The following is a 25,125-nucleotide window of genomic DNA, read 5'->3' as shown; positions in this document are numbered from 1 at the left end:
CGGAGATACTAGGTGCGGGCATCGACGACGCCGCGCTCCCGCGCGCCAGGCGGCGGAGCCTGAGGAGGCCCGCCAGCGCCCTATCGAGGAGGAACGACAGCGTGACCTACGTCATCGCGCAGCCTTGTGTCGACGTCAAGGACAAGGCGTGCATCGAGGAGTGCCCGGTCGACTGCATCTACGAGGGCCAGCGGTCCCTCTACATCCACCCGGATGAATGCGTCGACTGCGGTGCCTGCGAGCCGGTGTGCCCGGTCGAGGCGATCTTCTACGAGGACGACACCCCGGAGGAGTGGAAGGACTACTACAAGGCGAACGTCGAGTTCTTCGACGAGCTGGGCTCGCCCGGTGGTGCCAGCAAGCTCGGTCTGATCGAGCGTGACCACCCCTTCGTCGCCGCACTGCCGCCGCAGGCCTGAGAGCGACGCCGCGGGCTCGGGGCACGGCCCCTGCGGCCCGCATCCGCGCCGCCTCGGTCCCGTACGGCCCGATCACCATGATCGCCGTACGGGACCGAGGCGTTCGCCGTACGAGCGGTACGTACGCGTCCGACCCGCCGCTCGGGAACGTACGTACGAGAAAGTGAGCCAGATCCCGTGTCCGCAGTCAGCGACCGCCTCCCCACGTTTCCCTGGGACAAGCTGGAGCCGTACAAGGCGACGGCAGCCGCTCATCCCGGTGGCATCGTCGACCTCTCCGTCGGCACCCCGGTCGACCCGGTGCCCGAGCTGATCCAGAAAGCGCTGGTGGCCGCGGCGGACTCGCCGGGCTATCCGACCGTCTGGGGCACCGTCGAACTGCGCGACGCGATCACGGGCTGGTTGGAGCGCCGCCTCGGCGCCCGCGACGTCACCCACCGCCACGTCCTGCCGATCGTCGGCTCCAAGGAACTGGTCGCCTGGCTCCCCACCCAGCTGGGCCTCGGCCCCGGAGACCGGGTCGCCTACCCGCGCCTCGCCTACCCGACGTACGAGGTCGGCGCCCGCCTCGCCCGCGCCGACCACGAGGACTACGACGATCCGACGACCCTGGACCCGGCCGGCCTCAAGCTCCTCTGGCTGAACTCGCCGTCCAACCCCACCGGCAAGGTCCTCTCCAAGACCGAGCTGACCCGGATCGTCGCCTGGGCCCGCGAGCACGGCATCCTGCTCTTCTCCGACGAGTGCTATCTGGAGCTCGGCTGGGACGCCGACCCGGTCTCGGTCCTCCACCCGGACGTGAACGGCGGCTCGTACGAGGGCATCGTCGCCGTCCACTCCCTCTCCAAGCGCTCCAACCTGGCGGGCTACCGCGCGGCCTTCCTCGCCGGCGACCCGGCCGTCCTCGGCCCCCTCCTCCAGATCCGCAAGCACGGCGGAATGATGACCTCCGCCCCCACCCAGGCCGCCGTCGTCGCCGCCCTCGGGGACGACGTCCACGTCCACGAACAACGCGCCCGTTACGCGGCCCGCCGCACGGCCCTCCGTGAGGCTCTCGTCTCCCACGGCTTCCGCATCGAACACAGCGAAGCCAGCCTCTACCTCTGGGCCACCCGAGACGAATCCTGCTGGGCCACCGTCGCCCACCTCGCGGGCCTCGGCATCCTCGTAGCCCCCGGCGACTTCTACGGCCCCGCCGGCGACCACCACGTGCGCGTGGCCTTCACGGCGACGGACGAGAGGGTGGCAGCGGCAGTGGACCGCCTGCGGAAGGCGTAACCGCTGGGCTCGCTCGCCAGTGGGCCCCCTGTACAAAACCCGAAGGGGCCCGGGGAGTCTCCCCGGGCCCCTTCGACGTACGGAAGGTCAGCCGAGCGGGCTCTGCGCCGGGAGCTGCCCGGTGGGAAGCCCACCCTTCGTGGCCGTCTTGGTCGTGTCACCCAGAACGGTGCCGGCGGAGCCGGCGGCCTCCCCGGCGGCCTTCTGCGCGACGGGCGTCGTCGTCTTGACGGCCTTCCCGCCGGTCTTGCTCACGGTCGGCAGGGTCTGCTTGGCCGCCTTGGTACCGGCGTCGCTCGCGACCCCGGTGACGCTCTGCGTCGCGCCGTCCACGGTGTTACCGGCGTTCGCCCCGTCGACGGCGGACAGACCGCCGAGGTTCGGGGTGGCCGGGAGTTCGGGCGCCGCACTCGCGGAGCCGGCCGCACCGACCACGGAGGCCGCTCCCGCTGCGGTCAGCAGCGCGGCACGGGCGATCCGGCGGGTCAGGGGGAGGGACATGGTGCTCCTTTGACGGAAGGGAACGTTGAAGTGTCCGACCGTGCCCGGGAGTTGACCGTCGAGTGGATGTCGAATCGATCGTTCCGGGCTCGGACGCAGTGACTACCGCTCGAAGTCCGCGAAGGTTGCGGCGGCCCGACGTAAAGAGTTGGTAATGCGTCGCATTATCAAATGCTGATGAAAGCGGGCAAACGCCGCCCGGTCCGAAAGTCTGCTGAATCCTTACGGCCCTTTGTCCTCAAGGAATTCCGCGAGACGAGGGTGACGGGGCGAAAACCTGCGCACCCCGTCCACGCGACGCGCCGCACGTACCCCGCACGGGTGAGCCGCGAGGCCTACTGTCCAGTGACGATTCGGACCTCGGTGGTGGAGCCCGCCGCGGCGCCCGCAGTGCCCTCGACCGCCCGCCACGCGCCGGCCCGGCCCTCGGCGACCCACTCCCGGCCCGCGAACGAGACCCGCTCGACGCCCAGGCGGGAGGAGTTGGCCACGGCCCAGTGCGCCAGCTCCCAGCCGCGCTGCCGGACCCGGTTCGCGTCCCCGGCGTCCGTGAGGGGGATGGTGACGGTCCCGGCGACGGGGGAGGCGGCCGGGATCGGCGACGGGCTCGCCTGGGCGGAGGCGCCGCCCGCGGAGTTCACCACGGCCCCGGCCGCCTCGAACGCGTCGTCCTCGAAGTCCCGCACGAGAGCGCTGCGCACGGCGTCCGGGCCGCCCGCGTAGGCGGTGCCAGCGCCGGTCGTCTCCCGGCGCCCCTCACAGGTCAGCGTGGCCGCCGACCGCCCGGTCAGCGCGGCGGCGAGCAGCGTGGCGTCCGGCTCGTGCTTGGCGTACGCCTCGGGGTACCCGCTGCGCTGCACGCGCTGGGCGGCGACGGTCAGCGGCAGCGCCTCGTAGTCGTCGACCTTGACGAGGTGCTCGTAGAACTCGCCCGCCGCGTACACCGGGTCCTGGATCTGCTGCTCGGTGCCCCAGCCCTGCGACGGCCGCTGCTGGAAGAGTCCGAGCGAGTCCCGGTCGCCGTGCGCGATGTTGCGCAGACCGGACTCCTGGAGCGCGGTCGCCAGCGCGATCGTCACGGCCCGCTCGGGCAGCTCGCGCGAGGTGCCGACCGCCGAGATCGTCGCCGCGTTCGCCGCCTGCTCGGGTGTGAACTCGTACGACGTCCCGTCGTCCGCCCCCGACACCACCACGCACCGCGGTGTGCCGTTTCCCCCGGTCAGATACTGCACGGTGAGATACGCCGCGATCGCGACCAGAACGACGAACGCCGCCATGACACGCAGCACACGATGGCCGCGGCGGCGGGGGCGAGGACCTGAGGAAAAGGGGTACGGCTCGGACACGCGGTCCAAGGTACTGGAGAGTAACGGCCGCCGTGCAGGAGTTGTGAACAGTGGTCCGGAGGCGACCGGATCCGCCTGCCGGGCGGCCCCGCCCCGCAGGCGCGTTAGGGTCGGGGACATGGCCGAGACCCCCATTGACCTCACGCTGGACGCCGCGCGGCTGACGGCGCAGCTCGTCGACCTCCCCTCCGAGAGCGGCACCGAGAAGCCCCTCGCGGACGCGATCGAGACCGCCCTGCGCGCCCTGCCGCACCTCACGGTCGACCGGTACGGCAACAACATCGTCGCCCGTACGAACCTGGGCCGCGCGGAGCGCGTGATCCTGGCCGGCCACATCGACACCGTCCCCATCGCGGACAACGTCCCCTCCCGCCTCGACGGGGACGGCGTCCTGTGGGGCTGCGGCACCTGCGACATGAAGTCCGGCGTCGCGGTCCAGTTGCGGATCGCGGCCACGGTCCCGGCCCCCAACCGAGACCTGACCTTCGTCTTCTACGACAACGAAGAGGTCGCCGCGGACCTGAACGGCCTGAAGCACGTCTCCGAGGCCCACCCCGAGTGGCTGTCGGGCGACTTCGCGGTCCTGCTGGAGCCCACGAACGGCGAGGTCGAGGGCGGCTGCCAGGGCACCCTGCGGGTCCTGCTCACGACCAAGGGCGAGCGCGCCCACTCGGCCCGCGGCTGGATGGGCTCCAACGCCATCCACACGGCGGCCCCGATCCTGGCCAAGCTGGCGTCGTACGAGCCGCGCTACCCGGTGATCGACGGCCTGGAGTACCGGGAGGGCCTGAACGCGGTCGGCATCTCGGGCGGCGTGGCCGGCAACGTCATCCCCGACGCCTGCGTGGTGACGGTCAACTTCCGCTACGCGCCCGACCGTTCGGAGGAGGAGGCCATCGCCCACGTCCGCGAGGTCTTCGCCGACTGCGGGGTCGAGGAGTTCGTCGTCGACGACCACAGCCCCGGCGCACTGCCCGGCCTGTCCCACCCGGCGGCCGCGGCCTTCATCGAGGCGGTCGGCGGCACCGCCCAGCCCAAGTACGGCTGGACGGACGTCTCCCGCTTCAGCGCCCTAGGCGTCCCGGCCGTCAACTACGGCCCGGGCAACCCGCACCTGGCACACAGGCGCGACGAACGGGTGGACACGAAGAAGATCCTGGTGGGCGAGGAGCGCCTGAGGTCCTGGCTGACGGCGTGAAGTGTCCGGGGCCACGGTCCACGGCGGACACGCTCACGTCCCCCGTCCGTAACCCGCATGGATCTACGCTGAGGTGAACCACCAGCACGGCGGAGGGAGCGGACATGGCGACCGGCAACCCCGAGGGCAAGAAGCAGCCACCGGATGAGCAGCGGCTGGGGCCGGTGCTGCGCAGACGCGCCCAGGTGCAGGGAAGCACGACGGACCAGCGGCTGCTGGACGCGGGCGGCCCCTCGGACTGGGTCCACACGGACCCCTGGCGCGTCCTGCGCATCCAGTCCGAGTTCATCGAGGGTTTCGGCACACTCGCCGAACTCCCGCCCGCCATCAGCGTGTTCGGTTCCGCCCGCACGCCCGCCGACTCGCCGGAGTACGAGGCGGGCGTCCGGCTCGGCCGCGGCCTGGTGGACGCCGGCTTCGCCGTGATCACCGGCGGCGGCCCGGGCGCGATGGAGGCGGCCAACAAGGGCGCCCTCGAAGCGGGCGGCATCTCCGTCGGCCTCGGCATCGAGCTGCCCTTCGAACAGGGCCTCAACCCCTACGTCGACATCGGCCTCAACTTCCGCTACTTCTTCGTCCGGAAGATGATGTTCGTCAAGTACGCCCAGGGCTTCGTGGTCCTCCCCGGCGGCCTCGGCACCCTCGACGAACTCTTCGAGGCCCTCACCCTCGTCCAGACCCAGAAGGTCACCCGCTTCCCCATCGTCCTCTTCGGCGAGTCCTACTGGGGCGGCCTGGTCGACTGGCTCACCAACACCCTGATCGCCCAGGGCAAGGCCTCGGCAAAGGACCTGACCCTGTTCCACGTCACGGACGACGTGGACGAGGCAGTGGCCCTGGTCTCGAAGGAGGCGGGCCGCTAACTCCCGGCTCACCCCCGCGCCCCGAAAGGGGCGCGGGGAACTGCGCGAGCAACCCCGACGAACGGAAACGGGCGGGGTCAAAGGGGCGCAGCCCCTTGGGACGGGACGGGTAGGGGCGGCGGGGGCGAGAAAGAACCCCTAGGCGAGCCCCCGCCGGGCCACAGCCGGCCCCCGATAGCCCGCGATGGCCCCCACCATCTCCAACACCTGCCGAGTCTCCGCGACCTCATGCACCCGGTACACCTGAGCCCCCAGCCAGGCCGACACCGCAGTCGTCGCCAGCGTCCCCACCACCCGCTCCTTCACCGCCCTGTCCAACGTCTCCCCCACGAAGTCCTTGTTGGACAACGACACCAACACCGGCCACCCGGTCGCGACCATCTCCCCCAACCGCCGCGTCGCCTCAAGACTGTGCCGCGTGTTCTTCCCGAAGTCGTGCCCGGGATCGATCATGACGGACTCCCGAGGCACCCCGAGAGCCACCGCCCGCTCCGCCAGCCCGACGGTCACCCGGAGAATGTCGGCCATGACATCGCCGTACTCGACCCGATGCGGCCGCGTACGAGGCTCGGACTCCCCGGCATGCGTACACACCAGCCCCACCCGGTACCGCGCCGCCACCTCCGCGAGCCGGGGATCGACCCCGCCCCACGCGTCATTGAGCAGATCCGCCCCGGCCTCGCAGACGGCCTCGCCGACCTCGTGCCGCCAGGTGTCGACACTGATGATCACGTCGGGAAACCGCCGCCGCACCTCCGCGACGAATCCGACGGTCCGCCGCGCCTCCTCCGCCGCGGTCACTTCCTCCCCGGGCCCGGCCTTCACCCCGCCGATGTCGATGACGGCCGCGCCGTCGGCGATCGCCTGCTCCACGCGCGCGAGCGCCGGCTCGTCCCGGAAGGTGGCCCCCTGGTCGTAGAAGGAGTCGGGGGTCCGGTTCACGATCGCCATGATCACCGGCTCGTGCGGGCCGAATTCCCGCTTGCCCAGCCTGAGCATCCGCTGTGACCTCTCCCAGTACGTCCCGCTGATCGACCGCCTTGCCGAACCGCCTGCGACCTTAACTGTCAGACTCGCATGGCACGATCGGAGCCGAACACACTCGAGGGGACCCAGCGATGTTCATGTTCTTGTTCCTGGTCGTCGCGCTCGCCGTCGTGGTCGCCGCGGTGACGCTCGCCGTGGCGGGCGGCGGCGACAGCGCGGCACTGCCGGAGGCGGCGGGCGAGCGGCTCCAGGACCCGCTGCCGGCGGACCGCCCGGTCAACCGCGCGGACGTCGAGGCGCTCCGCTTCCCGGTCGCCCTGCGCGGCTACCGCATGGTGGACGTGGACGACGCCCTCGGCCGCCTCAGCGCCGAGATCGCCGAGCGGGACGCCCGTATCGCCGACCTGGAGTCCGCGCTCGCAGGCGCCCGCGCGGCGACCGTGACCTCGCCGCACAAGCCGGAGGAGGGCGACCACCAGTGAGCGACGGCACCGCCCTCGCCGGCCCCGACGGCGCACTCCGCTGCCCCTGGGCCCTGTCCACCGAGGACTACGTCGCGTACCACGACGAGGAGTGGGGCCGCTCGGTCCACGGCGACGACGCCCTGTACGAGCGGCTCTGCCTGGAGGCCTTCCAGTCCGGCCTCTCCTGGATCACCATTCTGCGCCGCCGTGAGGGCTTCCGTTCCGCCTTCGCCGACTTCAAGATCGCCTCGGTCGCCATGTTCACCGAAGCCGACCAGGAGCGCCTCCTCGCCGACCCGGGCATCATCCGCAACCGGGCCAAGATCGAGGCGACGATCGCCAACGCCCGCGTGCTCGCCGACTGGACCCCGGGCGAGCTGGACGAGCTGATCTGGTCGTACGCCCCGGATCCGACAACCCGCCCGGTGCCGAGGACCCTCGCCGACGTCCCGGCGGTCACCCCCGAGTCCACGGCCCTCTCCAAGGCCCTCAAGAAGCGCGGCATCCGCTTCGTGGGTCCGACGACGGCGTACGCGCTGATGCAGGCGTGCGGATTGGTGGACGATCACTTGGAGTCATGCGTGGCGAGGAACGCGCCCCATTAGGGGCGCGGGGAGCTGCGCGACCAGCCACGACGAACCGGCACTTCCGCACGAACCGTCACCGACCCAAATACTTCGGCTTCTCCTTGTTCATGAACGCCTGCACGGCGATCCCGTGGTCTTCCGAAGCCCCCGCCCGCGTCTGCAGTTCGTCCTCTTTCTCCAGCGTCTCGGCCAGCGAGTGGGAGAACCCGTACGCCACCGCCTCCTTGATCGCCGCGTACGCCACCGTGGGCCCCTCGGCCAGCGTTCGCGCCACCTGCTCGGCGGTGGTGTGCAGAGAGTCCGCCGGAACGACCCGGTTCGCGATTCCCAGCTCGTACGCCTCCTGGGCCTTGATGCTGCGCGGGAACAGCAGCAGGTCGGCGGCGCGCCCGGGCCCGATCACGCGCGGAAGGGTCCAGGAGATCCCGGAGTCGGCGGTGAGCGCGACGCCGGCGAAGGAGGTGTTGAAGGAGGCCGTGTCGGCGACCACCCGGTAGTCCGCCGCGAGCGCGAACCCCATGCCCGCGCCGGCGGCTACACCGTTCACCCCGGCCACCACGGGCTTCGCCATCCCGGTGAGGGCCTTCACCACGGGGTTGTAGTGCTCCTTGACCGTGCTCATGACCTGCCCCGAGCCCTCGGCCAGCAGCCCGATGTGCTCCTTCAGGTCCTGGCCCACACAGAACGCCCGGTCCCCGGCCGCCGTCAGCAGCACGGCCCGTACGGCGTCGTCCCCGGCCGCGCTCTCCACAGCCTCCCGCAGCGCGACCTTCGTCGCGATGTTCAACGCGTTCATCGCCTCCGGGCGGTTCAGCGTGATCGTCGCGAGTCCGTCGTGCACCTCGTAGAGCACGGTGTCGGCCATGGCGGTTCCCCTCCGGTGTCGCGGCTGAGCGTACTGGTCAGTACGTCCTCGTCACAGCACAGCATGGCGGAGTTCACGGGTGACGGCGGCGGCCGGACATGTGACCTGCGTCAAAGAATCACCAATGGCCGAGCGCCGAGCCGGGACCATGCGGTGGCGCAGTATCGCAGTCACATCGCCGAATTGGGTGGTTTTGCTCGCGCGCGTTGCCCAAGCGATGCCGACTGATGTTGGTCATCGGGTCGTGAGATGCGGGATAATGGCCTGGAAGCAATGTGTTCGATGCCGGTGTCGCGTGCCCCAGTGGGACCGCGCCTGCCCTCCAGGGCCGTCGGCTTTGGCGATGAGCTGGTTTCAGGAAGGGGTACGAGCATGGCGGCCATGAAGCCGCGGACGGGCGATGGCCCGCTCGAGGTGACCAAGGAGGGGCGGGGCATCGTCATGCGCGTTCCGCTCGAAGGCGGCGGTCGGCTCGTCGTCGAGCTGACCCCGGACGAGGCCGACGCACTGGGCGACGCCCTCAAGAAGGTCGTCGGCTGACGCGCGTAGCGACCATACCCTTTCAGCTGCCCCGGCACCGCCGCACTCGGTGGTGCCGGGGCGCTGTTGTACGGGGGGCGTGCAGGGGGGATCCGGGGGTGTCCGTCAGCGCTTGACGGCGCACAGCAGGCCGTCGCCCACCGGGAGCAGGGACGGTACGAGTTCCGGGCTCTCGCGGACCGTTCGCAGCAGCTCCCGCAGGCGTATGACCTCGGTCGGCTGGGGGTTCGAGTCCACCGTGCGCCCGCTGGCGAAGACGCCCTCGAAGGCGACCAGCCCGCCGGGTCTCAGCAGACGCAACGATTCAGCGAGGTAGTCGAGGCTCTCCAGCCGGTCACCGTCACAGAAGACCAGGTCGTACCCGGCGTCCGCGAGCCGGGGCAGTACGTCCAGGGCGTGGCCCGGGATGAAGCGCGCGCGGTTGCTGGCGAAGCCGGCGGCGCGGAACGCCTGCCGGGCGAACTGCTGGTGATCCGGCTCCGGATCCACGGTGGTCAGCACCCCGTCCGCCCGCATACCGTGCAGCAGATGGATCCCGGAGACACCGGTCCCGGTTCCGATCTCCGCCACCGCTTTCGCGTCCACGGTGGCGGCGAGCACCCGCAGCGCGGCGCCCGTGCCGGGCGACACCGAGCGCAGCCCTGCCTCTCGGGCCCGGTCGCGGGCCCAGCGCAGCGCGTCGTCCTCGGCGACAAAGGCGTCGGCGAACGCCCAGCTCGTCAGCCGGTTGCCGGTAATGACCCTCTCCTTATGTCCCCGTGGTTGCCTGGGCGTGACTGTATCCGTTGCCGTCGGGAACCTGCTGATGGGACCGGTCGTTTAAAGGGATGAGTGAGTGACGGGGGCCGCGACGGGGGCACAGGATGGTTCAGTACGACGAGCAGGCGCAGGTGCAGGTGCTGACAAAGCCATATGAGCCGCATCAGTCATATGAGCCACATCAGCGCACAACAATTTCTCGTAAAACCGCTTATCCGGAGCTAACGGGCGAGGTGGCTATGGTAGGGGCTCCACCGGACACCACCAGAGCCGACAGGGGAGGTGCGGCTGCGCCTGTGGATCGTGGAGGAGTGCTGCGGCGCTTCCTCGGATCGGCGGGCAGGCCCAAATCCGTGAACGACACCGCTGACCACAGCCACGCCGACGTCGCACAGACCGCGACCTTCACCACGGACGCGCACGCGCAGGCGTGGACTCCGCCCACCTGGGAGGAGATCGTCAGCACCCACAGCGGCCGTGTCTACCGGCTCGCCTACCGTCTGACCGGCAATCAGCACGACGCCGAGGACCTCACCCAGGAGGTCTTCGTCCGCGTCTTCCGCTCCCTGTCGACGTACACGCCCGGCACCTTCGAGGGCTGGCTGCACCGCATCACCACGAACCTCTTCCTGGACATGGTCCGGCGCAAGCAGCGCATCCGCTTCGACGCCCTCGGGGACGACGCGGCCGAGCGCCTGCCCAGCCGCGAGCCCACCCCGCAGCAGATCTTCAACGACGCGCACTTCGACGCCGACGTCCAGCAGGCGCTGGACACCCTCGCGCCCGAGTTCCGCGCCGCCGTCGTCCTCTGCGACATCGAAGGACTGTCGTACGAGGAGATCGCCGCGACCCTGGGCGTCAAGCTCGGCACGGTCCGCTCCCGGATCCACCGCGGCCGCTCCCAGCTCCGCAAGGCCCTCGCGCACCGCTCCCCGGAGGCCCGGGCCGAGCAGCGCCGCGGGTTCACGGTGCCGCGGGTGCCCGTGCTGGGAGGAGGGGGCGCGACCGCGTGAGTGGATCCCGGCCTACGCCCGCTGAGCAGCATCTGGGAGACCGTCTTTCCGCCCTCGTCGACGGAGAGCTCGGTCATGAGGCGCGCGACCGCGTCCTGGCACATCTCGCCACCTGTGCGAAGTGCAAGGTGGAGGCGGACGAGCAGCGCCGTCTGAAGAACGTCTTCGCGGAGGCCGCCCCGCCGCCTCCGTCCGAGAGCTTTCTGGCCCGTCTCCAGATGCTCCCGGCGGGCGGCGACACCGGCGGCGGCTCGCCGCTGTCCGGTGGCTTCGGAGGAAGACTCGGTGGTGCGGCCGGTGGGCCGGGCCTGCCCGTCGACCCCTCCGACTCCCGGGACTTCGCCGACTTCGGTGTCTTCGGACCCGGCAGCGACTCCTTCGGATACCTCCCGTCGGGACCACATGGCGGCGCGCTGACGCCGTCGGAGGGCCGTGGACTGCTCGGCGGCCGTGGGTTCCTCGGTGATCGAGGCTTTCTGAGCGGGCGCGGTTTCCTCGGTGACCGCGGAGCGCTGGGCGACCGGGGCTTCCTGAGCGGCGGACGCGACCTCTCCGGGGGCGCGGACACCGGCGCGGACCGGGAGGAGAGAGCCGCCCACGACAGAGGAGTCACGGGCGACCGTGGCTTTCGGATCCATGATGTGAGCCGGCAGGAGGCCGAGCGCTCGGCCTCACGCGGCATGCGCTTCGCCTTCGTGGCGGCCGGCGCGGTGTCGCTGGCCGCGATCGCCCTCGGTGGCGTGACCAGCGGGGTGCCCGTCGAGACGGCGGACGCCCGGGGCGGCTCCGGATCAGGCAGCAATGTCACACCGCTGCGGACACAGGCTTCGGGGACGGTTCCGTCCCCCGAGTCGCAGCGCCGCCGGGGAGCCGTCGGGCCGCTGCTCGGACTGGGCCAGCAGTCCACCGGGGAGGTGCCCGTCGCCCCGACGGAGATCTCCGCACCCCTGCTGCCCGGAGTCCCCGCTCCGGCCGGCCAGGACCGTCAGGCCGTACACCCGCTGACCACACCCGTGTTGGCCGGTGCCGCCGTCATGTCCCCGCTCATACGTCCGCTCACCGCCGCACCGCCGCTCCAGCTGACCGGCTGGTCGCAGGCACCCGAGCTCACGGGACCGGGCCTGCTGACGGCTCCCGACGCCGCCTCGTCCCCCACACCCACCTCGCCCGTCCTCCGCTGACCCCGAGTTCTGCGCGCCGGCCCGCGAACCTGGTTGAATCCAGAGTGGGCCGTGTCCGCTCGGGCCGGTTCCGGCCTGCGGCACTCGGCGAACGGTGGGCGGCGGGCCGGTCCTTGGGGCAGGCCCTAGGTGTGGGGAGAACATGAACGAGGGGAAGCCCACGAAGGCGAAATGGTGGAGCCGACCCCGAGCGCACGGCGCGGGGGCCGGGGCGACGGGGGACCACACCGGGGTGCCCGCGGACGTGGTCCGCGGGGGAAATGCCGAGGGCGATTTCGAGTTGGAGCGACCGACGACGGCGCCTGCCCCGGGCGGGGCCGCGGCTGACACCGACACCGACACTGACACCGACTTCGAACTGGCCCGGCCCGCCGCTGAGGCCCCACTCCGATCGGGCTCCACGGCAGATCTGGACGGCGACTTCGAGCTGGAGCGACCGGCGTCGGTGGATGCGGGGCGTAGTGGTGCGGACGAGGTCCAGGCTGCCGACGTGGGCGACGCACAAGTGGCCGGGGCGAGTTCGTCGACTTCGGGTGAGGCGACCACGCGGCTTGTGCCGGGGCAGGGCAACGGAGCGGCTGGTGGGGTGAGTTCGCCGGATTCTGGTGACGCGACCACTCGCCATGGGCTGGAGCACAGCAACGGAACAGCCGGTGAGGTGAGTTCGCCGATTTCCGATGAGGCGACCGCGGGGCTGGCGCTGGAGAAGAACGGCACGGTGCCGCCGGCGGCCAAGGCTGGTGAAACGACTCGGCCTGCGGTGCGTGAGGTGCCGGATGCCGAGGCAGGGGCCCCGGGGGCGGGGGTTTCCGAGGCGGCGGCCCAGCGTATAGGTGAGCCCGGGGTGCCGGGTTCTGCCGGTGCCGCAGCCACCGCCGTGGCCGCCACCGCTGTCACCGACGCCCAGCCGTTGGGCGAGACGGGTGCCCTGAGCGCCCCTGGAGGGCCCTCCGAGCGCCCCAAGCCGCTGCATGACCCCGATCCCTACAGCACCCCGCCGTACGGCGAGCCCGGCCCCTGGGCGCCCGCTCCACCGGTCCAGCACCCGGCGACGACTCCCGCGCACGGCACGAACGTCCAGGCGGCGACACCGGCACACGGCATGCCCACGTCGGCGGGGGCGCCGACGAACGGTGCGGCGACCTCTGAGGGGGCTCCAACGCCCGCCGGGGCTACTTCGCCTGGCGCCCTGACGCCCACCGGGGCTACTTCGCCTGGCGCCCTGACGCCCACCGGGGCAACGTCGGCCGCCGCCCCGACCCACGCGCAAGCGACCTCGGCTGCCCCCCAGCCCGCGCTGGTGACCCCGGCCAACGACACCGTCGTACCGCCGACTGCGCCTCCGCCGACGACGGCCGGCCTGTACCCGGACGCACCTCAACCGGACGCGGGCCCGCATCCGACTACGGCTCAGTCGGCGACGGCGCCGTACCCGGAGGCGCCCCAGCCTGCGGCGGCTCCCTTCCCGGAGGCGCGGCAGCCTGCGGCGGCTTCGTACCCCGGGGCCTCCCACCCCGAGGCAGCCCCCTTCCCGGAGGCGCCGCAGCCCGTGGCGGCTTCGTACCCGGAGTCCTCCCAGCCCGCCGCAGTTCCCTTCCCCGGCGCGCCCCAGCCCGCCGCAGTCCCGTACCCGGAGGCGGCTCAGCCCTCAGGGGCCTCCTACGCGTATCCGTCTCAGCCGGGGCCTGCGCCCTTCCGGGACTCGGGTGCGCCGGCTCCGTATGGGGACGGGAGGCAGCCCGCGCCGGCCGCCTATGCGGATCCGTCGCAACCGGTCTTCGCGGACGCCCCTCACGCTGCCCCGCAGGGGCCCTGGCAGAACTACGATCCGTGGGCCGGATCGGGGTCGTTGCAGCAGAACGGGGCCGGGGTGGCCGATGTGGCGCGGCGGCGTCGGCGGCGGGTGAAGGCGCTGCTGGTCGGGGCCTTGTTGATCGCCGTCGTGGCCGGAGGCATCGGCGGAGCCGTGGGCGCTTATCTGGAGCGGAACGGCGGGGTCGGCGAGGTCGAGCTGCCGCAGGCCGGCGACGGGGTGACGGGGCGGGCGCCCGACAGCGTCGCCGAGATCGCCGCCAGCGCGCTGCCCGGCGTCGTGACGCTGCATGTGAGCGGCGCGAGCGCGCAGGGCACCGGCACCGGGTTCGTGCTCGACGAGCGGGGGCACATCCTCACGAACAACCACGTCGTCGACCCCGCCGGCACGAGCGGCGACATATCGGTGACGTTCAGCGGCGGCGAGACCGCCAAGGCCACCATCGTCGGCCGGGACACCGGCTACGACCTGGCCGTCGTCAAGGTGTCCGACGTCAGCGGACTCGAGCCGTTGCCCCTCGGCAACTCGGACGAGGTCCGGGTCGGCGACCCGGTCGTCGCCATCGGCGCCCCCTTCGACCTGGCCAACACCGTCACATCCGGCATCATCAGCGCCAAGGAACGCCCCATCACGGCCGGCGGTGAGAGCGGTGACGTCAGCGACGTGTCGTACGTGGACGCGTTGCAGACCGACGCGCCGATAAACCCGGGCAACTCCGGCGGCCCGCTTCTCGACGGCAAGGGCCGGGTGATCGGCATCAACAGCGCCATCCGGTCCGCCGGCAGCGGCTCGGAGTCGGACGGCGGACAGGCGGGTTCGATCGGGCTCGGCTTCGCGATACCCATCAACCAGGGGAAGCGCGTCGCCGAGGAGCTGATCAACACGGGCAAGGCGACCCACCCGGTGATCGGTGTCACCCTCGACATGGACTACGCGGGCGACGGCGCCCGCATCGGCGACGAGGGCAGCGGCGGCGGTTCCGCGGTGACCGCCGGCGGCCCGGCCGACCGGGCGGGCATCCGCTCGGGTGACGTCATCACCGAGGTCGACGGGCAGCGCGTCCACTCCGGCGACGAGCTGATCGTCAAGGTCCGCGCCCACCGGCCCGGCGACCGCCTGGAGCTCACCCTCCAGCGGAACGGCAAGGAGCAGACGGTCACCCTGACCCTCGGCTCGTCCGGCGGCGGCTGACCGCCCGACCGCGATTCGAGACGGCCCGGCGTAGTGACAGCAACTTCACAGGAGGGGGTCCCGTACCCCCTCCTGCCAGGCAAACAGCTGAGAAAACCCGCCGCCCGGAGGTGGTCGGAAGCCGCCTGACGGTACCGGATCGACAGGATGGCCGGGTACCTTGGAGCGGGCCCGTACCACGGAAGACCTGCCGAGGCCCGAGGAACGGGACCGAGGACATCGCAAGGAGCTTCAGGTGTTCAATGACATAGGTGCGCTCGAGGTGGTGACGCTCGTCGTCCTCGCCGTGCTCGTCTTCGGTCCGGACAAGCTCCCGAAGGTGATCCAGGACATCACGCGGACCATCCGCAAGATCCGCGAGTTCTCGGACAGCGCCAAGGCGGACATCCGCAGCGAACTGGGCCCGGAGTTCAAGGACTTCGACTTCGAGGACCTCAACCCCAAGACGTTCATCCGCAAGCAGCTGGACAACGAAGAGCTGGGGCTGAAGGAGATCCGCAGCGGCTTCGACCTGAAGAAGGAGATGGCCGAGCTCACGGACGCGGTCCACGGCTCCGAGTCCTCGTCGTCGTCCTCTTCCACCGCCGGCGCCGAGTCCGGTGGTTCCTCCGGCGGAACCATCGACATGACCAAGAAGAAGCTGGAGCTGGAGGAGCGTCCGCCGTACGACATGGACGCCACCTGAGTCGTACGCCCGGCTGCCGTACGCCCGGTCGCCGTCCGCACCACCTCCGACCTGCGCTTCCGTGCCGTACGCCCGTGTGCCGCCGCGCCCCCGTACGTGATGCGTTTCATACCGTCACGCACCCTCGTACGGCCCGAACCCGCCCGTACGCCGTCCTACGCGCCGGGCGCTTTCCCTGCTGCTCGGAGAGCTGTGGCTATGCTGCCCAGTTGTTGTGCGGACCGTAAGGACAGTGAGCGACGACGCCCGAGTGGGGGGCGGGCCGCTCCGGTCCGCCGAGAGCGAGGAGGCGTCCGGGCACATGGAGACGACGAGTCGGGTAGGCGCGCAGGCGTCGGCCGCGGAGGGTGGACAACAGGTCCCCTCCGCCCGACGCACGGTCGACGGCTACCTGCTGGCGCCCTTCCCGTGGTACGGCCTCGACGAGGCCTTCACGGGACAGCGTTGGCTGATGCAGGTGGGTACGTCGGCGGAAGGTGCGGTCGAGCACGGTTCGATCGGTCACGGTGACGAGCCCTCGGTGCGCAACGAGTTCACCGCCGGGGCGGACGACGAGGTCAAGGAGCGGTTCGCGGTCGTGGTGACCGTCGCCGCGAACGACGTACGGCGCAGCGCGGACGGCACGGGTGTGCTGGAGGCCACGTCGGTCTCCTCGGCGGCCTGGCTGGCGGGCGTGGGGCTGCTGTCCTTCACCTGGCCGGGGCAGTTGGACCACTCCCTGCGGGACGACTGGCTGGACCAGCAGACCGAGACGGCGTGGGTTCTCGCGGACGACCTGGCCGGGTCGGACTGGTCGACGTTGTCCTTGCCCGTGGACGGGGTGCCCACGCCGTTCCACTACCGCGAGTCCGAGTTCGGGTGGGTACTCGCGGGGTCGACCTCGGAGGGGGTGCACGTGGGGGCGTACGGGAGAGGGATGAGCGCGTACGGGTTGGGCTTCGCCGTGATCAAGGACATCGCGGCGTACGCCTAGCCCGAGCGGCGTACGCATGGCCCGAAGGGCACCGCATCGTTGTGCTGCGGTGCCCTTCATCGCCTTAGGGGTTCAGGGTTCGTTCAGGGCTGCGGGTTCGTTGTGGGCTTGTCGCGCAGTTCCCCGCGCCCTTCAAGAGCGCGCCCCTGGCTTCGTAGGTGCCCCTAGAACTTGTTCCTCGGGGTGATTCCCAGGCTCATGCCCGACAGGCCCCTCTGACGGCCGCCCAGCTTGCCCGCGATGGCTCGCAGGGCCGCGCCGGCGGGGGAGTCGGGGTCGGAGAGGACGACGGGGCGGCCCTCGTCGCCGCCCTCGCGGAGCCGGACGTCGATGGGGATGTTGCCGAGGACCGGGACGGTGGCGCCGGTGGTGCGGGTGAGGCCGTCGGCGACGGACTGGCCGCCGCCCGTGCCGAAGACGTCGACCATCTCGTCGCAGTGCGGGCACGGGAGGCCCGACATGTTCTCGACGACGCCGACGATCTTCTGGTGGGTCTGCACGGCGATGGAGCCGGCGCGCTCGGCGACCTCGGCCGCCGCCTGCTGCGGGGTCGTGACGACGAGGATCTCGGCGTTCGGGACCAGCTGGGCCACCGAGATGGCGATGTCGCCCGTGCCCGGCGGGAGGTCGAGGAGCAGGACGTCCAGGTCGCCCCAGTAGACGTCCGAGAGGAACTGCTGGAGGGCGCGGTGGAGCATCGGGCCGCGCCAGACGACGGGGGTGTTGCCGGGGGTGAACATGCCGATCGAGATGACCTTCACACCGTGCGCGGACGGCGGCATGATCATGTTCTCGACCTGGGTGGGAAGGCCCTCGGCACCCAGCATGCGGGGCACGGAGTGGCCGTAGATGTCGGCGTCGACGACACCGACCTTGAGGCCGTCGGCCGCCATGGCCGCCGCCAGGTTCACCGTCACCGAGGACTTGCCGACGCCGCCCTTGCCGGAGGCCACGGCGTACACGCGCGTGAGCGAACCCGGCTTCGCGAACGGGACCTCGCGCTCGGCCTGGCCGCCGCGCAGCGCGGTCGCCAGCTCCTTGCGCTGCTCGTCGCTCATGACGTCGAGCTCGACGTCGACGCGGGTGACGCCCTCGACCCGCGAGACCGCGTCGGTCACCCGCTGGGTGATCGTGTCGCGCATGGGGCAGCCGGAGACCGTCAGGTACACGGCGACCGCGACCGTTCCGTCCGCACCGATGTCCACCGACTTGACCATCCCGAGCTCGGTGATGGGTCGGTTGATCTCGGGGTCGTTCACCGTCGACAGTGCTTCACGCACCGCGTCTTCCGTAGCCATAAGGACGATGGTACGGCGACTCGCGGGGCCCCCGGGAGCCCCGTCAGCGGTCGCCCATGTCACGTCCGCGCGGATGTTCCGGCGGGAATACGGTCCGCGTCTCGCGATGGCCGTCGCCGCCGTGCTCGTTCAGTTCCCTGACCAGGTCCTGGAGCTCGGAGCGCAGCCAGTCGCGGGTGGCCACCTCGCCGAGGCCGATCCGCAGCGCGGCGATCTCCCTGGTCAGATACTCGGTGTCGGCGATCGAGCGCTCGTTCTGCTTGCGGTCCTGTTCCAGGTCGACCCGGGCGCGGTCGTCCTGGCGGTTCTGCGCGAGGAGGATCAGCGGGGCGGCGTACGAGGCCTGGAGGGAGAGCATCAGGGTCAGGAAGATGAAGGGGTAGTTGTCGAAACGCAGGTCGCGCGGGGCGAACACGTTCCACACCACCCACACGATGACGACGACGGTCATCCAGACGAGGAACCGTCCGGTGCCGATGAACCGCGCGACCCGCTCCGAGAGCCGTCCGAAGGCCTCCGGGTCCCACTCGGGCAGGAACCGGGTCCGGCGCGGCAGCGGCTGATCGAGACGCGTACGCGGGCGCGCGGTGGCGCCTGAGGGCGTGCGCTCCCGCATGGGCGCCCCGGAGGGCAACGGCGTGCGCTCGCGTACGACTGCGTCGGAGTGCGCCCGCTCGCGCCCCCCTTTCCTCCCGTCACGCCCCTCGCGCTCAGGAACCATCGCCGGCCCTCTCGTCGTCGGCGTCGCCGTTGTCCTCGTACAGATGGAACTCCGTCTCCCGCCAGTCCTCGGGCAGCATGTGGTCCAGTACGTCGTCCACGGTCACCGCGCCCAGCAGCGAGCCGCTCTCGTCGACCACGGGCGCCGCGACCATGTCGTACGTCGCGAAGAACCCGGCGACGGCCCGCAGCGCGGCCTTCGGGTCCAGCGGCTGGAGATCGTCGTCGAGGATCGCGCTGACCAACGTGTACGGGGGGTCCCGCAGCAGCCGCTGGAAGTGGACCGTGCCGAGGTACTTGCCGGTCGGCGTCTCGTCCGGCGGCCGGCACACGTACACCTGGGCGGCGAGCGCGGGGGACAGATCGGGGTTGCGGACCCGGGCGAGGGCGTCGGCGACGGTCGCGTCCGGGCGCAGCACGATCGGCTCGGTGGTCATCAGGCCGCCGGCGGTCTTCTCCTCGTACGCCAGGAGCCGCCGTACGTCCGCCGCCTCCTCCGGCTGCATCAGCGTCAGCAGCCGCTCCTGTTCCTCCTCCGGCAGCTCGGCGAGCAGGTCGGCCGCGTCGTCCGGGTCCATGGCCTCCAGGACATCGGCGGCCCGCTCCTCCTTCAGCTTGCCGAGGATCTCGATCTGGTCGTCCTCGGGCAGCTCCTCCAGGACATCGGCGAGACGATCGTCGTCGAGTGCGTTGGCGACCTCGGCCCGGCGCTTGGGAGAGAGGTGGTGCAGCACGTTGGCGAGGTCGGCCGGGCGGAGCTGTTCGAAGGTGGCGAGGAGGCTCTCGGCGCCCTGCCCCTGCTCCTCCAGCGAGAACCCGGTGACCGCCGACCACTCCACGGTCAGCGTCTCGCCCTTGTGCCGCCGGAACGCCCCGCCCTTGCCCTTGCGGACGAACACCCGGTCGATCTCCCAGTCCCGGCGGGCCGGCAGCTGCTGCACCGAGATGTCGCGGACGGTCACCTCCTCGCCCGTCTCCACCAGCTGCACCCGGCGGTCGAGCAGTTCCCCGATGACGAGCCGCTCGGTGGGCCGCTGTTCGAAGCGGCGCACGTTCACGACGCCGGTGGTGATGACCTGGCCCGACTCCACGCCGGTGATCCGGGTCATGGGCAGGAAGATCCGGCGGCGCGTGGACAGTTCGACGACCAGCCCGAGCAGCCGCGGCGGCTTCCGGCCCACCCGCAGGATGACGACGAGATCGCGGACCCGGCCCACCTGGTCGCCGTTCGGGTCGAAGACGGCGACGCCGGAGAGATGGGAGACGAAGATCCGGGGCGCCGACGCCGCCATGAGCCGCCCCTTTCCTTCCTGTCGCAGGGGGATTGTCCGCCGTGGAGGGCTTCAGGCTAGCCCGTCCCGATCGGATATGCCCTGGTGAGCGGTGCGTACGGACTGGCTCCGTGGTGTGCCGGGAGCCCCGGTACTCTGCGGTACGCCTGGACTCCCCACGAAGAGGTGCATCGCCTGTGTCTGTGATTCCCCGTACCCGAAGGGCCGCACTGGTGAGCGCCGTCTGCACCCTCGTGGCGTGCGGGCCGGGGCTCACAGGGTGCAGCGAGGACCCCAACGAGGGCACGAACGGGGTCGGCAAGCTGGAGCCGGCGAAGATCCAGAGCAGGACCAAGGCGGCCGCCACGGCGGCGGACACGGTCCGGCTGTCCGGGGCCGTGGTGAGCAACGGCAAGACCTACAAGCTGGACATGCGCCTGAAGGAGGACGGCGGCACGGGTTCGGTGACGTCCGAGGGGTCCACCTTCCGGCTGCTGAAGGTCGGCGAGCACCTCTTTCTGAAGGCCGACAAGGACTTCTGGGACCACCAGGACTCCGGGAAGGACGGCGAGGACCACGAGGAGTCGGAGACGGCCGCGGCGGACAAGCTGGACGGCATGTATGTGAAGGTGCCGACCGGAGACCCCGCCTACAAGCGCTTCAGCGGCTTCACCGACAAGGACGTCCTCCTCAACAGCCTCCTCACCCTGCACGGCACGCTGTCCACCGACGGCCACCACGAGCAGTCCGGCACCCGCACCATCCGCATCACCGGCGACAAGGGCTCCGGCGGCACGCTCGACGTCTCCCTCGAAGGCACCCCCTACCCCCTCCGCCTGGTCCGCGCCGGCGACGCCGGCACCATCCTCCTCACCGACTGGGGCAAGAACTTCACCCTGGAGGAGCCGGACGAGAAGTCGGTCGTGGACTACGGCAAGCAACTACCGACGTCGTAACGCACGGCCGACGTTTCACCGCCGGCTCACCTTTTCCGCCGCCTCACCGCTCACGCAGCCCGGTCACCCGCTCCCACCACCGCGCTCTTGGCCGCCGGCCCGCCTGTTCTCCGCCGGCCACCCTCTCGGCCGGCCCGCCTGTTCTCCGCTCGCCGCTCCTCTCCGTCGGCTCCCCATTTTCCGTGGCGACGGTGATCAGCCACGACGGAGGATTCAGGCGGTGCCGGACAGGGCTGGGCCCACACGGCCAGGAACCCGGTCCTCGCTACTTCCGCTTGCGGCGCCCGAAGAGGAGCCGGGGCACGCCCGCCGGGATCGGCTGTCGGGTCGTCGCGGGAGAAGCGACCGGCGCCTCGGCCAGGTCGTCGTCGGGCAGCGGCAGGGTGGAACCCGTCGGCTCCAGGCGGAGCACCCGGCACTCGCGGGCCCAGCGGGCCGGCATCGCCTCGCCGTCGGGGGCGTTGAGGCGTTTGCCCTTGAGTTCGGCCACCGCCGCCTCCCACTCGGGGGAGTCCGGGGCCAGCTCGACGACGTGCGCGGCCCAGCTGACCAGTCGGCCGCCCTTGTCCTTGCTACGGACGGTGACGACCGCCGAGCCCCCGTCGGCCAGCCCCGGCAACGGCTGCTCGCCCGGCCCGTCACCGACCACACACACCGCGCCCTCGTGCCAGACGTGCCACAACGCGCGCGAGGGCACGACCTGCCCTCGTCCCTGGAGCGTCGACGTCGCCCCTTCACTCCGCACCCAGATGAGCCCGGACTTCTTGGTGGCCTCTTCCACGAGGGCCTGATCGAGCAGCGCGTCGGCGGACAGCGAGTCGGCGGTCATGGAGGCAGCCTAACCGGGCCCCCTCGAAGGCCCCCGATCACCGGCCCCCCTGGTTACCAGGCCCCCCGATCACCGGCCCCGCCGAGCTACAGCCACCCGTTGCGCTTGAGCGTCCGGTGGATGCCCAGACACAGCGCGACCGTGACGCCGAGGACGACCGGGTAGCCGTACTTCCAGTGCGTCTCCGGCATGTAGTCGAAGTTCATGCCGTAGACGCCACACACCATCGTCGGTACGGCGATGATGGCCGCCCAGGACGTGATCTTGCGCATGTCCTCGTTCTGGGCGACGGAGGCCTGCGCCAGGTTCGCCTGGAGGATCGAGTTGAGGAGTTCGTCGAAGCCGACGACCTGCTCCTGCACCCGGGCGAGGTGGTCGGCCACGTCACGGAAGTACTTCTGGATGTCCGGGTCGATCAGCCGCATCGGCCGCTCGCTCAGCAGCTGCATGGGCCGCACCAGCGGCAGCACCGCACGCTTGAACTCCATGACCTCGCGCTTGAGTTGGTAGATCCGGCCCGCGTCGGTACCCCGGGGCGTGCCCTTGCGCCCGGGAGAGAACACCTCCGTCTCCACCTCGTCGATGTCGTCCTGCACGGCGTCCGCGACCGCCACGTATCCGTCGACGACGTGGTCGGCGATGGCGTGCAGCACGGCCGAGGGGCCCTTGGCGAGCAACTCCGGGTCGTCCTGCAGCCGGTGACGCAGCGCCCGCAGCGAACCCTGCCCGCCGTGCCGGACGGTGATGAAGAAGTCCCGCCCGGTGAAGCACATGACCTCGCCGGACTCCACCACCTCGCTGGTGGCGGTGAGTTCGTCGTGCTCGACGTAGTGGATGGTCTTGAAGACCGTGAAGAGGGTGTCGTCGTAGCGCTCCAGCTTCGGTCGCTGGTGCGCGTGCACCGCGTCCTCCACGGCCAGCGGGTGCAGCCCGAACTCAGCGGCGATACCGGCGAATTCGGCCTCCGACGGCTCGTGCAGGCCGATCCAGACGAAGCCGCCGTCGCGGCGCACCTGACGGATCGCCTCATGCGGCGTCAGGTTCCGCTCGAACGCGACGCGCGCTCCGTCGCGGTAGACGGCGCAGTCCACGACGGCCGTCGCCGCCTCCGCCGGACGCGTGGCGTCGTACACGCCGCCGTCCTTGCGCAGCGACAGACGCGAGGGACGGGCCGGACGAACTGCGGCACGCAGGTTGTGGATCATCGACATGAGCAGGCTCCTTCGCAACGAAAGGCCGCCGACGACGGTTGGAACTACCCGGAATGGGGACGTTTTGACTGCGGATGTTTGGCACGTCCACAAAGCGGGGAGCACCGCACCGTCGCGGTGACAGCTTCGCTTGATTCAGATCAGGCGACGGCTGACCGGTGAGAGATCAGCGACTTCTGATCGGCGATTCGGATCAATCGGATCAAGACGGGAAAGAAGTGCTCTTCCGATGCGCGACGACCGGCGAGCGGCACGACGCGAGTGAGGGTGGCAGCCAGCGGAAGCGAGAGCTAACAGCTACAGCAAGAGCTACGGAACTCAGTGGTCGGAAGAGCGGGTGGTACTGCACGGTCGACTTCGGTCCATCGCAGCCCCACCTCCTCCGGCCGGTCCCTCGTAAGGGACGTTCCATACCCCATCCGGGGTTCCCCGTAGGGGAGTCAGTCTTTTCGGTGCGAGACGCGAAGGCTTGAGAGCGACGCTTCTGCGCGCTGCCCATGTGCTGTCTCGACCGGCGCCCAAGACTAACAGTCGGCTGAAGTGTCAAGGCGCCCGTTTGCCGGTTCCTGACGAGTTCTATGCTCGGCTCATGGCTGATGTTCTTCCGTTGGTGGAGGCCCGTTTGCGCACCGCGCTGGGCGAACCGGACGCGCGCGCCGCGGTCACCTTTCTCGGCACGGACCGCATCGAGGTGCTCCGTTTCACCGACGGCGACGTCGTCCGCTACGTCACGCTCGGCATGTCCGCCCAGCCGATGGCCGACCCCACCGCGGTGCTCGCCGACCCCGTCAAGGGTCCCCGCGCCGAGCTCGTCCTGTCCGTACGGCACGGCATCGCCGACACCGACAAGGTGCTCCGCCCGCTCGCCGTGCTCGCCGCGTCCCCGCAGGTCGAGGGGGTGATCGTGGCCCCCGGCGCCTCCCTCGACGTGGGCGGTCCGCTGTGGCGCGGCGCCCCCTTCACCTCCGTCCTCGTCGCCGAGTCGGGCGGCCTGGTCGAGGACCTCGAACTCGACGCGCCCGCCGATCCCGTACGTTTCCTGCCACTTCTCCCGATGACCGCGAACGAGGCCGCCTGGAAGCGGGTGCACGGCGCCCAGGCCCTCCAGGAGCGCTGGCTCACCCATGGGACGGACCTCCGGGACCCGGTCCGCAAGTCGGTCGCCCTCGACTGACCGGACCACCCCCACACGACTTCCCCTTGTGACGGACGGCACGCCATACGTGACCGGAGGGCGCTCGGCACATGGCCGAAAACCGCCGCTTCCCTTGGTCGTGTGGGTAGTTGATTCCGTTGGTCGGTCCGGTGGGCCGACCGGAGTCCGTAGTCCGGCGTTCGTGCGCGAAATGTGACGCGCACACGCCGGACGGGTGATCGTCCTTGACGCGAGGAAGCACGGGGAGGACCGTTGGGCCCTATGAGGGGCGAACCCAGTTGCCCGAAGTGTGGTGGCCGGGTCAGGGCTCCCGGCCTCTTTGCCGACTCCTGGCAGTGCGCTGTGCATGGGACGGTGCACCCGCTGCAGCCCGTGATCCCGCCCAGCGTCGAGGCGCTCAGTGTCGTGGTGCACCGTGCCAAGGTGCCGGTCTGGATGCCGTGGCCCCTGCCCGTGGGCTGGCTGTTCACGGGTGCCGCCTTCGCCGGGGACGACCGCAGCGGCGGCCGGGCCACGGCCGTGGCCTGCTCCGGCCCTGGCCCGCTCGGCGGCGTAGGAGAACTCGTCCTCATCGCGGAGGAACTCGGCGTCGGCCTCGGCTCGCGGTACGCGGGCATCGACGGGCCTGACCCCGGGCCGTATCTGAGCGTCGAGAAACCGCCGCAGGCGAAGGTGCTCGCCGCGGGGCGGCCGACGCCGCTGTGGCATGTCACCGGTACGCCGGACGACCGTGCGGTCTTCGCCGGGGAGGCGCTCGGGTTGTGGCTGTGGGCGATCGTGTGGCCCGAGCAGACCGGGTTGTTGATGTACGACGAGCTGGTGCTGACGGATCTGCGGGATGCGGGGGCGGAGGTGGAGCTGCTGCCGTGCGGGGCGCTCTCGCCGCGGATCCTTGAGCCGTAGGGCGCCTGGTGGGTTGGGGGTTCGGGTGCTTGGGCCGCTGCGGGGTGTGTGGCTGGTCGCGCAGTTCCCCGCGCCCCTGGCTCGGCTGCCCGTGGCCGGAGGATGTCCGCACCCCCTT

The 25,125-nt window shown here is 71.0% G+C and carries 25 protein-coding genes; 15 read left to right on the top strand and 10 right to left on the bottom strand.

The window, feature by feature from the left end; genetic code table 11:
* Positions 1–101 precede the first annotated feature (101 nt).
* Entirely contained in the window at positions 102–419 is a 318-nt protein-coding gene (gene fdxA / locus JIX56_RS14910) for a ferredoxin (RefSeq protein ID WP_005480604.1), read from the top strand.
* 177 nt (positions 420–596) lie between these two features.
* Positions 597–1,697, top strand: a complete 1,101-nt coding sequence (locus JIX56_RS14905) for a bifunctional succinyldiaminopimelate transaminase/glutamate-prephenate aminotransferase (RefSeq protein ID WP_257540929.1) — start codon at positions 597–599, stop codon at positions 1,695–1,697.
* An 87-nt stretch (positions 1,698–1,784) separates the two neighbouring features.
* Here the strand turns inward: JIX56_RS14905 and JIX56_RS14900 are convergent, their stop codons facing one another.
* Positions 1,785–2,198, bottom strand: coding sequence for an ATP-binding protein (locus JIX56_RS14900; protein ID WP_257540927.1), 414 nt, complete (start codon positions 2,196–2,198; stop codon positions 1,785–1,787).
* Between the two features lie 335 nt (positions 2,199–2,533).
* The gene (locus JIX56_RS14895; RefSeq protein ID WP_443031821.1) at positions 2,534–3,544 is read right to left on the bottom strand and encodes a heavy metal transporter; all 1,011 of its coding nucleotides are present in this window, start codon (positions 3,542–3,544) and stop codon (positions 2,534–2,536) included.
* Positions 3,545–3,662: 118 nt separating this feature from the next.
* On the opposite strand from JIX56_RS14895, the gene dapE reads away from it, so the two are divergent.
* Together dapE and JIX56_RS14885 are read left to right on the top strand one after the other, a co-directional pair.
* On the top strand, positions 3,663–4,742 hold the full coding sequence (gene dapE / locus JIX56_RS14890) for a succinyl-diaminopimelate desuccinylase (protein WP_257540923.1): 1,080 nt from the start codon (positions 3,663–3,665) through the stop codon (positions 4,740–4,742).
* A 104-nt stretch (positions 4,743–4,846) separates the two neighbouring features.
* Positions 4,847–5,605 (top strand): TIGR00730 family Rossman fold protein, encoded by a 759-nt coding sequence (locus JIX56_RS14885; RefSeq protein WP_257540921.1) that lies wholly within the window; start codon positions 4,847–4,849, stop codon positions 5,603–5,605.
* 138 nt (positions 5,606–5,743) lie between these two features.
* On the opposite strand, the gene folP is transcribed toward JIX56_RS14885, so the two are convergent.
* Positions 5,744–6,604: a dihydropteroate synthase gene (folP, locus tag JIX56_RS14880; protein WP_257540920.1), complete on the bottom strand. Its 861-nt coding sequence runs from the start codon at positions 6,602–6,604 to the stop codon at positions 5,744–5,746.
* A 119-nt stretch (positions 6,605–6,723) separates the two neighbouring features.
* Here folP and JIX56_RS14875 point away from each other — a divergent pair, with 119 nt between their 5' ends.
* Together JIX56_RS14875 and JIX56_RS14870 are read left to right on the top strand one after the other, a co-directional pair.
* A complete protein-coding gene (locus JIX56_RS14875; RefSeq protein WP_257540918.1) occupies positions 6,724–7,074 on the top strand; it encodes a DivIVA domain-containing protein in 351 nt (116 codons plus the stop codon).
* The gene (locus JIX56_RS14870) at positions 7,071–7,661 is read left to right on the top strand and encodes a DNA-3-methyladenine glycosylase I (protein ID WP_257540916.1); all 591 of its coding nucleotides are present in this window, start codon (positions 7,071–7,073) and stop codon (positions 7,659–7,661) included. Before JIX56_RS14875 ends, JIX56_RS14870 begins: the two co-directional genes overlap by 4 nt.
* Before the next feature lie 55 nt (positions 7,662–7,716).
* On the opposite strand, the gene JIX56_RS14865 is transcribed toward JIX56_RS14870, so the two are convergent.
* The gene (locus JIX56_RS14865) at positions 7,717–8,508 is read right to left on the bottom strand and encodes an enoyl-CoA hydratase/isomerase family protein (RefSeq protein ID WP_257540914.1); all 792 of its coding nucleotides are present in this window, start codon (positions 8,506–8,508) and stop codon (positions 7,717–7,719) included.
* Between the two features lie 372 nt (positions 8,509–8,880).
* On the opposite strand from JIX56_RS14865, the gene JIX56_RS14860 reads away from it, so the two are divergent.
* Positions 8,881–9,048 carry a DUF3117 domain-containing protein gene (locus JIX56_RS14860; RefSeq protein ID WP_003966491.1) on the top strand — a complete coding sequence of 56 codons (168 nt, stop codon included), beginning with the start codon at positions 8,881–8,883 and terminating at the stop codon, positions 9,046–9,048.
* Between the two features lie 105 nt (positions 9,049–9,153).
* On the opposite strand, the gene JIX56_RS14855 is transcribed toward JIX56_RS14860, so the two are convergent.
* Positions 9,154–9,855: an O-methyltransferase gene (locus JIX56_RS14855; RefSeq protein ID WP_306819941.1), complete on the bottom strand. Its 702-nt coding sequence runs from the start codon at positions 9,853–9,855 to the stop codon at positions 9,154–9,156.
* Positions 9,856–10,118: 263 nt separating this feature from the next.
* Between JIX56_RS14855 and sigE the strand changes: the two genes are divergently transcribed.
* The 5 genes from sigE (at position 10,119) to JIX56_RS14830 (ending at position 16,663) form a co-directional block, all read left to right on the top strand.
* Positions 10,119–10,820 carry an RNA polymerase sigma factor SigE gene (gene sigE, locus JIX56_RS14850; RefSeq protein WP_257550870.1) on the top strand — a complete coding sequence of 234 codons (702 nt, stop codon included), beginning with the start codon at positions 10,119–10,121 and terminating at the stop codon, positions 10,818–10,820.
* Positions 10,817–12,001: a zf-HC2 domain-containing protein gene (locus tag JIX56_RS14845; RefSeq protein WP_257540912.1), complete on the top strand. Its 1,185-nt coding sequence runs from the start codon at positions 10,817–10,819 to the stop codon at positions 11,999–12,001. Before sigE ends, JIX56_RS14845 begins: the two co-directional genes overlap by 4 nt.
* A 1,102-nt stretch (positions 12,002–13,103) precedes the next feature.
* Complete coding sequence (locus tag JIX56_RS14840; RefSeq protein WP_443032038.1) at positions 13,104–15,005, top strand: trypsin-like peptidase domain-containing protein; 1,902 nt, start codon at positions 13,104–13,106, stop codon at positions 15,003–15,005.
* A 235-nt stretch (positions 15,006–15,240) separates the two neighbouring features.
* The gene (locus tag JIX56_RS14835) at positions 15,241–15,690 is read left to right on the top strand and encodes a sec-independent translocase (protein ID WP_257540909.1); all 450 of its coding nucleotides are present in this window, start codon (positions 15,241–15,243) and stop codon (positions 15,688–15,690) included.
* Between the two features lie 301 nt (positions 15,691–15,991).
* Complete coding sequence (locus tag JIX56_RS14830) at positions 15,992–16,663, top strand: hypothetical protein (RefSeq protein ID WP_257540907.1); 672 nt, start codon at positions 15,992–15,994, stop codon at positions 16,661–16,663.
* Between the two features lie 164 nt (positions 16,664–16,827).
* Here the strand turns inward: JIX56_RS14830 and JIX56_RS14825 are convergent, their stop codons facing one another.
* The 3 genes from JIX56_RS14825 to JIX56_RS14815 form a co-directional block, all read right to left on the bottom strand.
* The gene (locus tag JIX56_RS14825) at positions 16,828–17,961 is read right to left on the bottom strand and encodes an Mrp/NBP35 family ATP-binding protein (protein WP_257540906.1); all 1,134 of its coding nucleotides are present in this window, start codon (positions 17,959–17,961) and stop codon (positions 16,828–16,830) included.
* Positions 17,962–18,004: 43 nt separating this feature from the next.
* Positions 18,005–18,577: a DUF1003 domain-containing protein gene (locus JIX56_RS14820; protein ID WP_257540904.1), complete on the bottom strand. Its 573-nt coding sequence runs from the start codon at positions 18,575–18,577 to the stop codon at positions 18,005–18,007.
* Between the two features lie 94 nt (positions 18,578–18,671).
* Positions 18,672–19,973, bottom strand: coding sequence for a magnesium transporter MgtE N-terminal domain-containing protein (locus JIX56_RS14815; protein WP_257540902.1), 1,302 nt, complete (start codon positions 19,971–19,973; stop codon positions 18,672–18,674).
* A gap of 212 nt (positions 19,974–20,185) precedes the next feature.
* Between JIX56_RS14815 and JIX56_RS14810 the strand changes: the two genes are divergently transcribed.
* Positions 20,186–20,908, top strand: a complete 723-nt coding sequence (locus tag JIX56_RS14810) for a hypothetical protein (RefSeq protein WP_443031820.1) — start codon at positions 20,186–20,188, stop codon at positions 20,906–20,908.
* 265 nt (positions 20,909–21,173) lie between these two features.
* Here JIX56_RS14810 and JIX56_RS14805 read toward each other — a convergent pair whose 3' ends face one another.
* Positions 21,174–21,737, bottom strand: coding sequence for a hypothetical protein (locus tag JIX56_RS14805; RefSeq protein ID WP_257540898.1), 564 nt, complete (start codon positions 21,735–21,737; stop codon positions 21,174–21,176).
* 86 nt (positions 21,738–21,823) lie between these two features.
* The gene (locus JIX56_RS14800; RefSeq protein WP_257540896.1) at positions 21,824–22,948 is read right to left on the bottom strand and encodes a magnesium and cobalt transport protein CorA; all 1,125 of its coding nucleotides are present in this window, start codon (positions 22,946–22,948) and stop codon (positions 21,824–21,826) included.
* Between the two features lie 589 nt (positions 22,949–23,537).
* On the opposite strand from JIX56_RS14800, the gene JIX56_RS14795 reads away from it, so the two are divergent.
* On the top strand, positions 23,538–24,122 hold the full coding sequence (locus tag JIX56_RS14795; protein ID WP_257540895.1) for a suppressor of fused domain protein: 585 nt from the start codon (positions 23,538–23,540) through the stop codon (positions 24,120–24,122).
* Positions 24,123–24,365: 243 nt separating this feature from the next.
* Positions 24,366–25,007: a DUF6758 family protein gene (locus tag JIX56_RS14790; protein ID WP_257540894.1), complete on the top strand. Its 642-nt coding sequence runs from the start codon at positions 24,366–24,368 to the stop codon at positions 25,005–25,007.
* Positions 25,008–25,125: the final 118 nt, after the last annotated feature.

The sequence above is a fragment of the Streptomyces sp. CA-210063 genome, assembly GCF_024612015.1.
GTDB lineage: Bacteria > Actinomycetota > Actinomycetes > Streptomycetales > Streptomycetaceae > Streptomyces.
The sequence above is the reverse complement of the archived record's forward strand: the minus strand, read 5'-3'. Positions and strand labels throughout refer to the sequence as shown.

Coding starts and splice junctions, on each gene's coding strand:
- JIX56_RS14840 (WP_443032038.1), top strand. CDS start 13,104: ATGCCCACGTCGGCGGGGGCGCCGACGAACGGTGCGGCGACCTCTGAG.
- JIX56_RS14805 (WP_257540898.1), bottom strand. CDS start 21,737: ATGACCGCCGACTCGCTGTCCGCCGACGCGCTGCTCGATCAGGCCCTC.
- JIX56_RS14815 (WP_257540902.1), bottom strand. CDS start 19,973: ATGGCGGCGTCGGCGCCCCGGATCTTCGTCTCCCATCTCTCCGGCGTC.
- JIX56_RS14860 (WP_003966491.1), top strand. CDS start 8,881: ATGGCGGCCATGAAGCCGCGGACGGGCGATGGCCCGCTCGAGGTGACC.
- JIX56_RS14885 (WP_257540921.1), top strand. CDS start 4,847: ATGGCGACCGGCAACCCCGAGGGCAAGAAGCAGCCACCGGATGAGCAG.
- folP (WP_257540920.1), bottom strand. CDS start 6,604: ATGCTCAGGCTGGGCAAGCGGGAATTCGGCCCGCACGAGCCGGTGATC.
- JIX56_RS14830 (WP_257540907.1), top strand. CDS start 15,992: ATGGAGACGACGAGTCGGGTAGGCGCGCAGGCGTCGGCCGCGGAGGGT.
- dapE (WP_257540923.1), top strand. CDS start 3,663: ATGGCCGAGACCCCCATTGACCTCACGCTGGACGCCGCGCGGCTGACG.
- JIX56_RS14825 (WP_257540906.1), bottom strand. CDS start 17,961: ATGGCTACGGAAGACGCGGTGCGTGAAGCACTGTCGACGGTGAACGAC.
- JIX56_RS14900 (WP_257540927.1), bottom strand. CDS start 2,198: ATGTCCCTCCCCCTGACCCGCCGGATCGCCCGTGCCGCGCTGCTGACC.
- JIX56_RS14820 (WP_257540904.1), bottom strand. CDS start 18,577: ATGCGGGAGCGCACGCCCTCAGGCGCCACCGCGCGCCCGCGTACGCGT.
- JIX56_RS14875 (WP_257540918.1), top strand. CDS start 6,724: ATGTTCATGTTCTTGTTCCTGGTCGTCGCGCTCGCCGTCGTGGTCGCC.
- JIX56_RS14790 (WP_257540894.1), top strand. CDS start 24,366: ATGAGGGGCGAACCCAGTTGCCCGAAGTGTGGTGGCCGGGTCAGGGCT.
- JIX56_RS14795 (WP_257540895.1), top strand. CDS start 23,538: ATGGCTGATGTTCTTCCGTTGGTGGAGGCCCGTTTGCGCACCGCGCTG.
- JIX56_RS14865 (WP_257540914.1), bottom strand. CDS start 8,508: ATGGCCGACACCGTGCTCTACGAGGTGCACGACGGACTCGCGACGATC.
- JIX56_RS14800 (WP_257540896.1), bottom strand. CDS start 22,948: ATGTCGATGATCCACAACCTGCGTGCCGCAGTTCGTCCGGCCCGTCCC.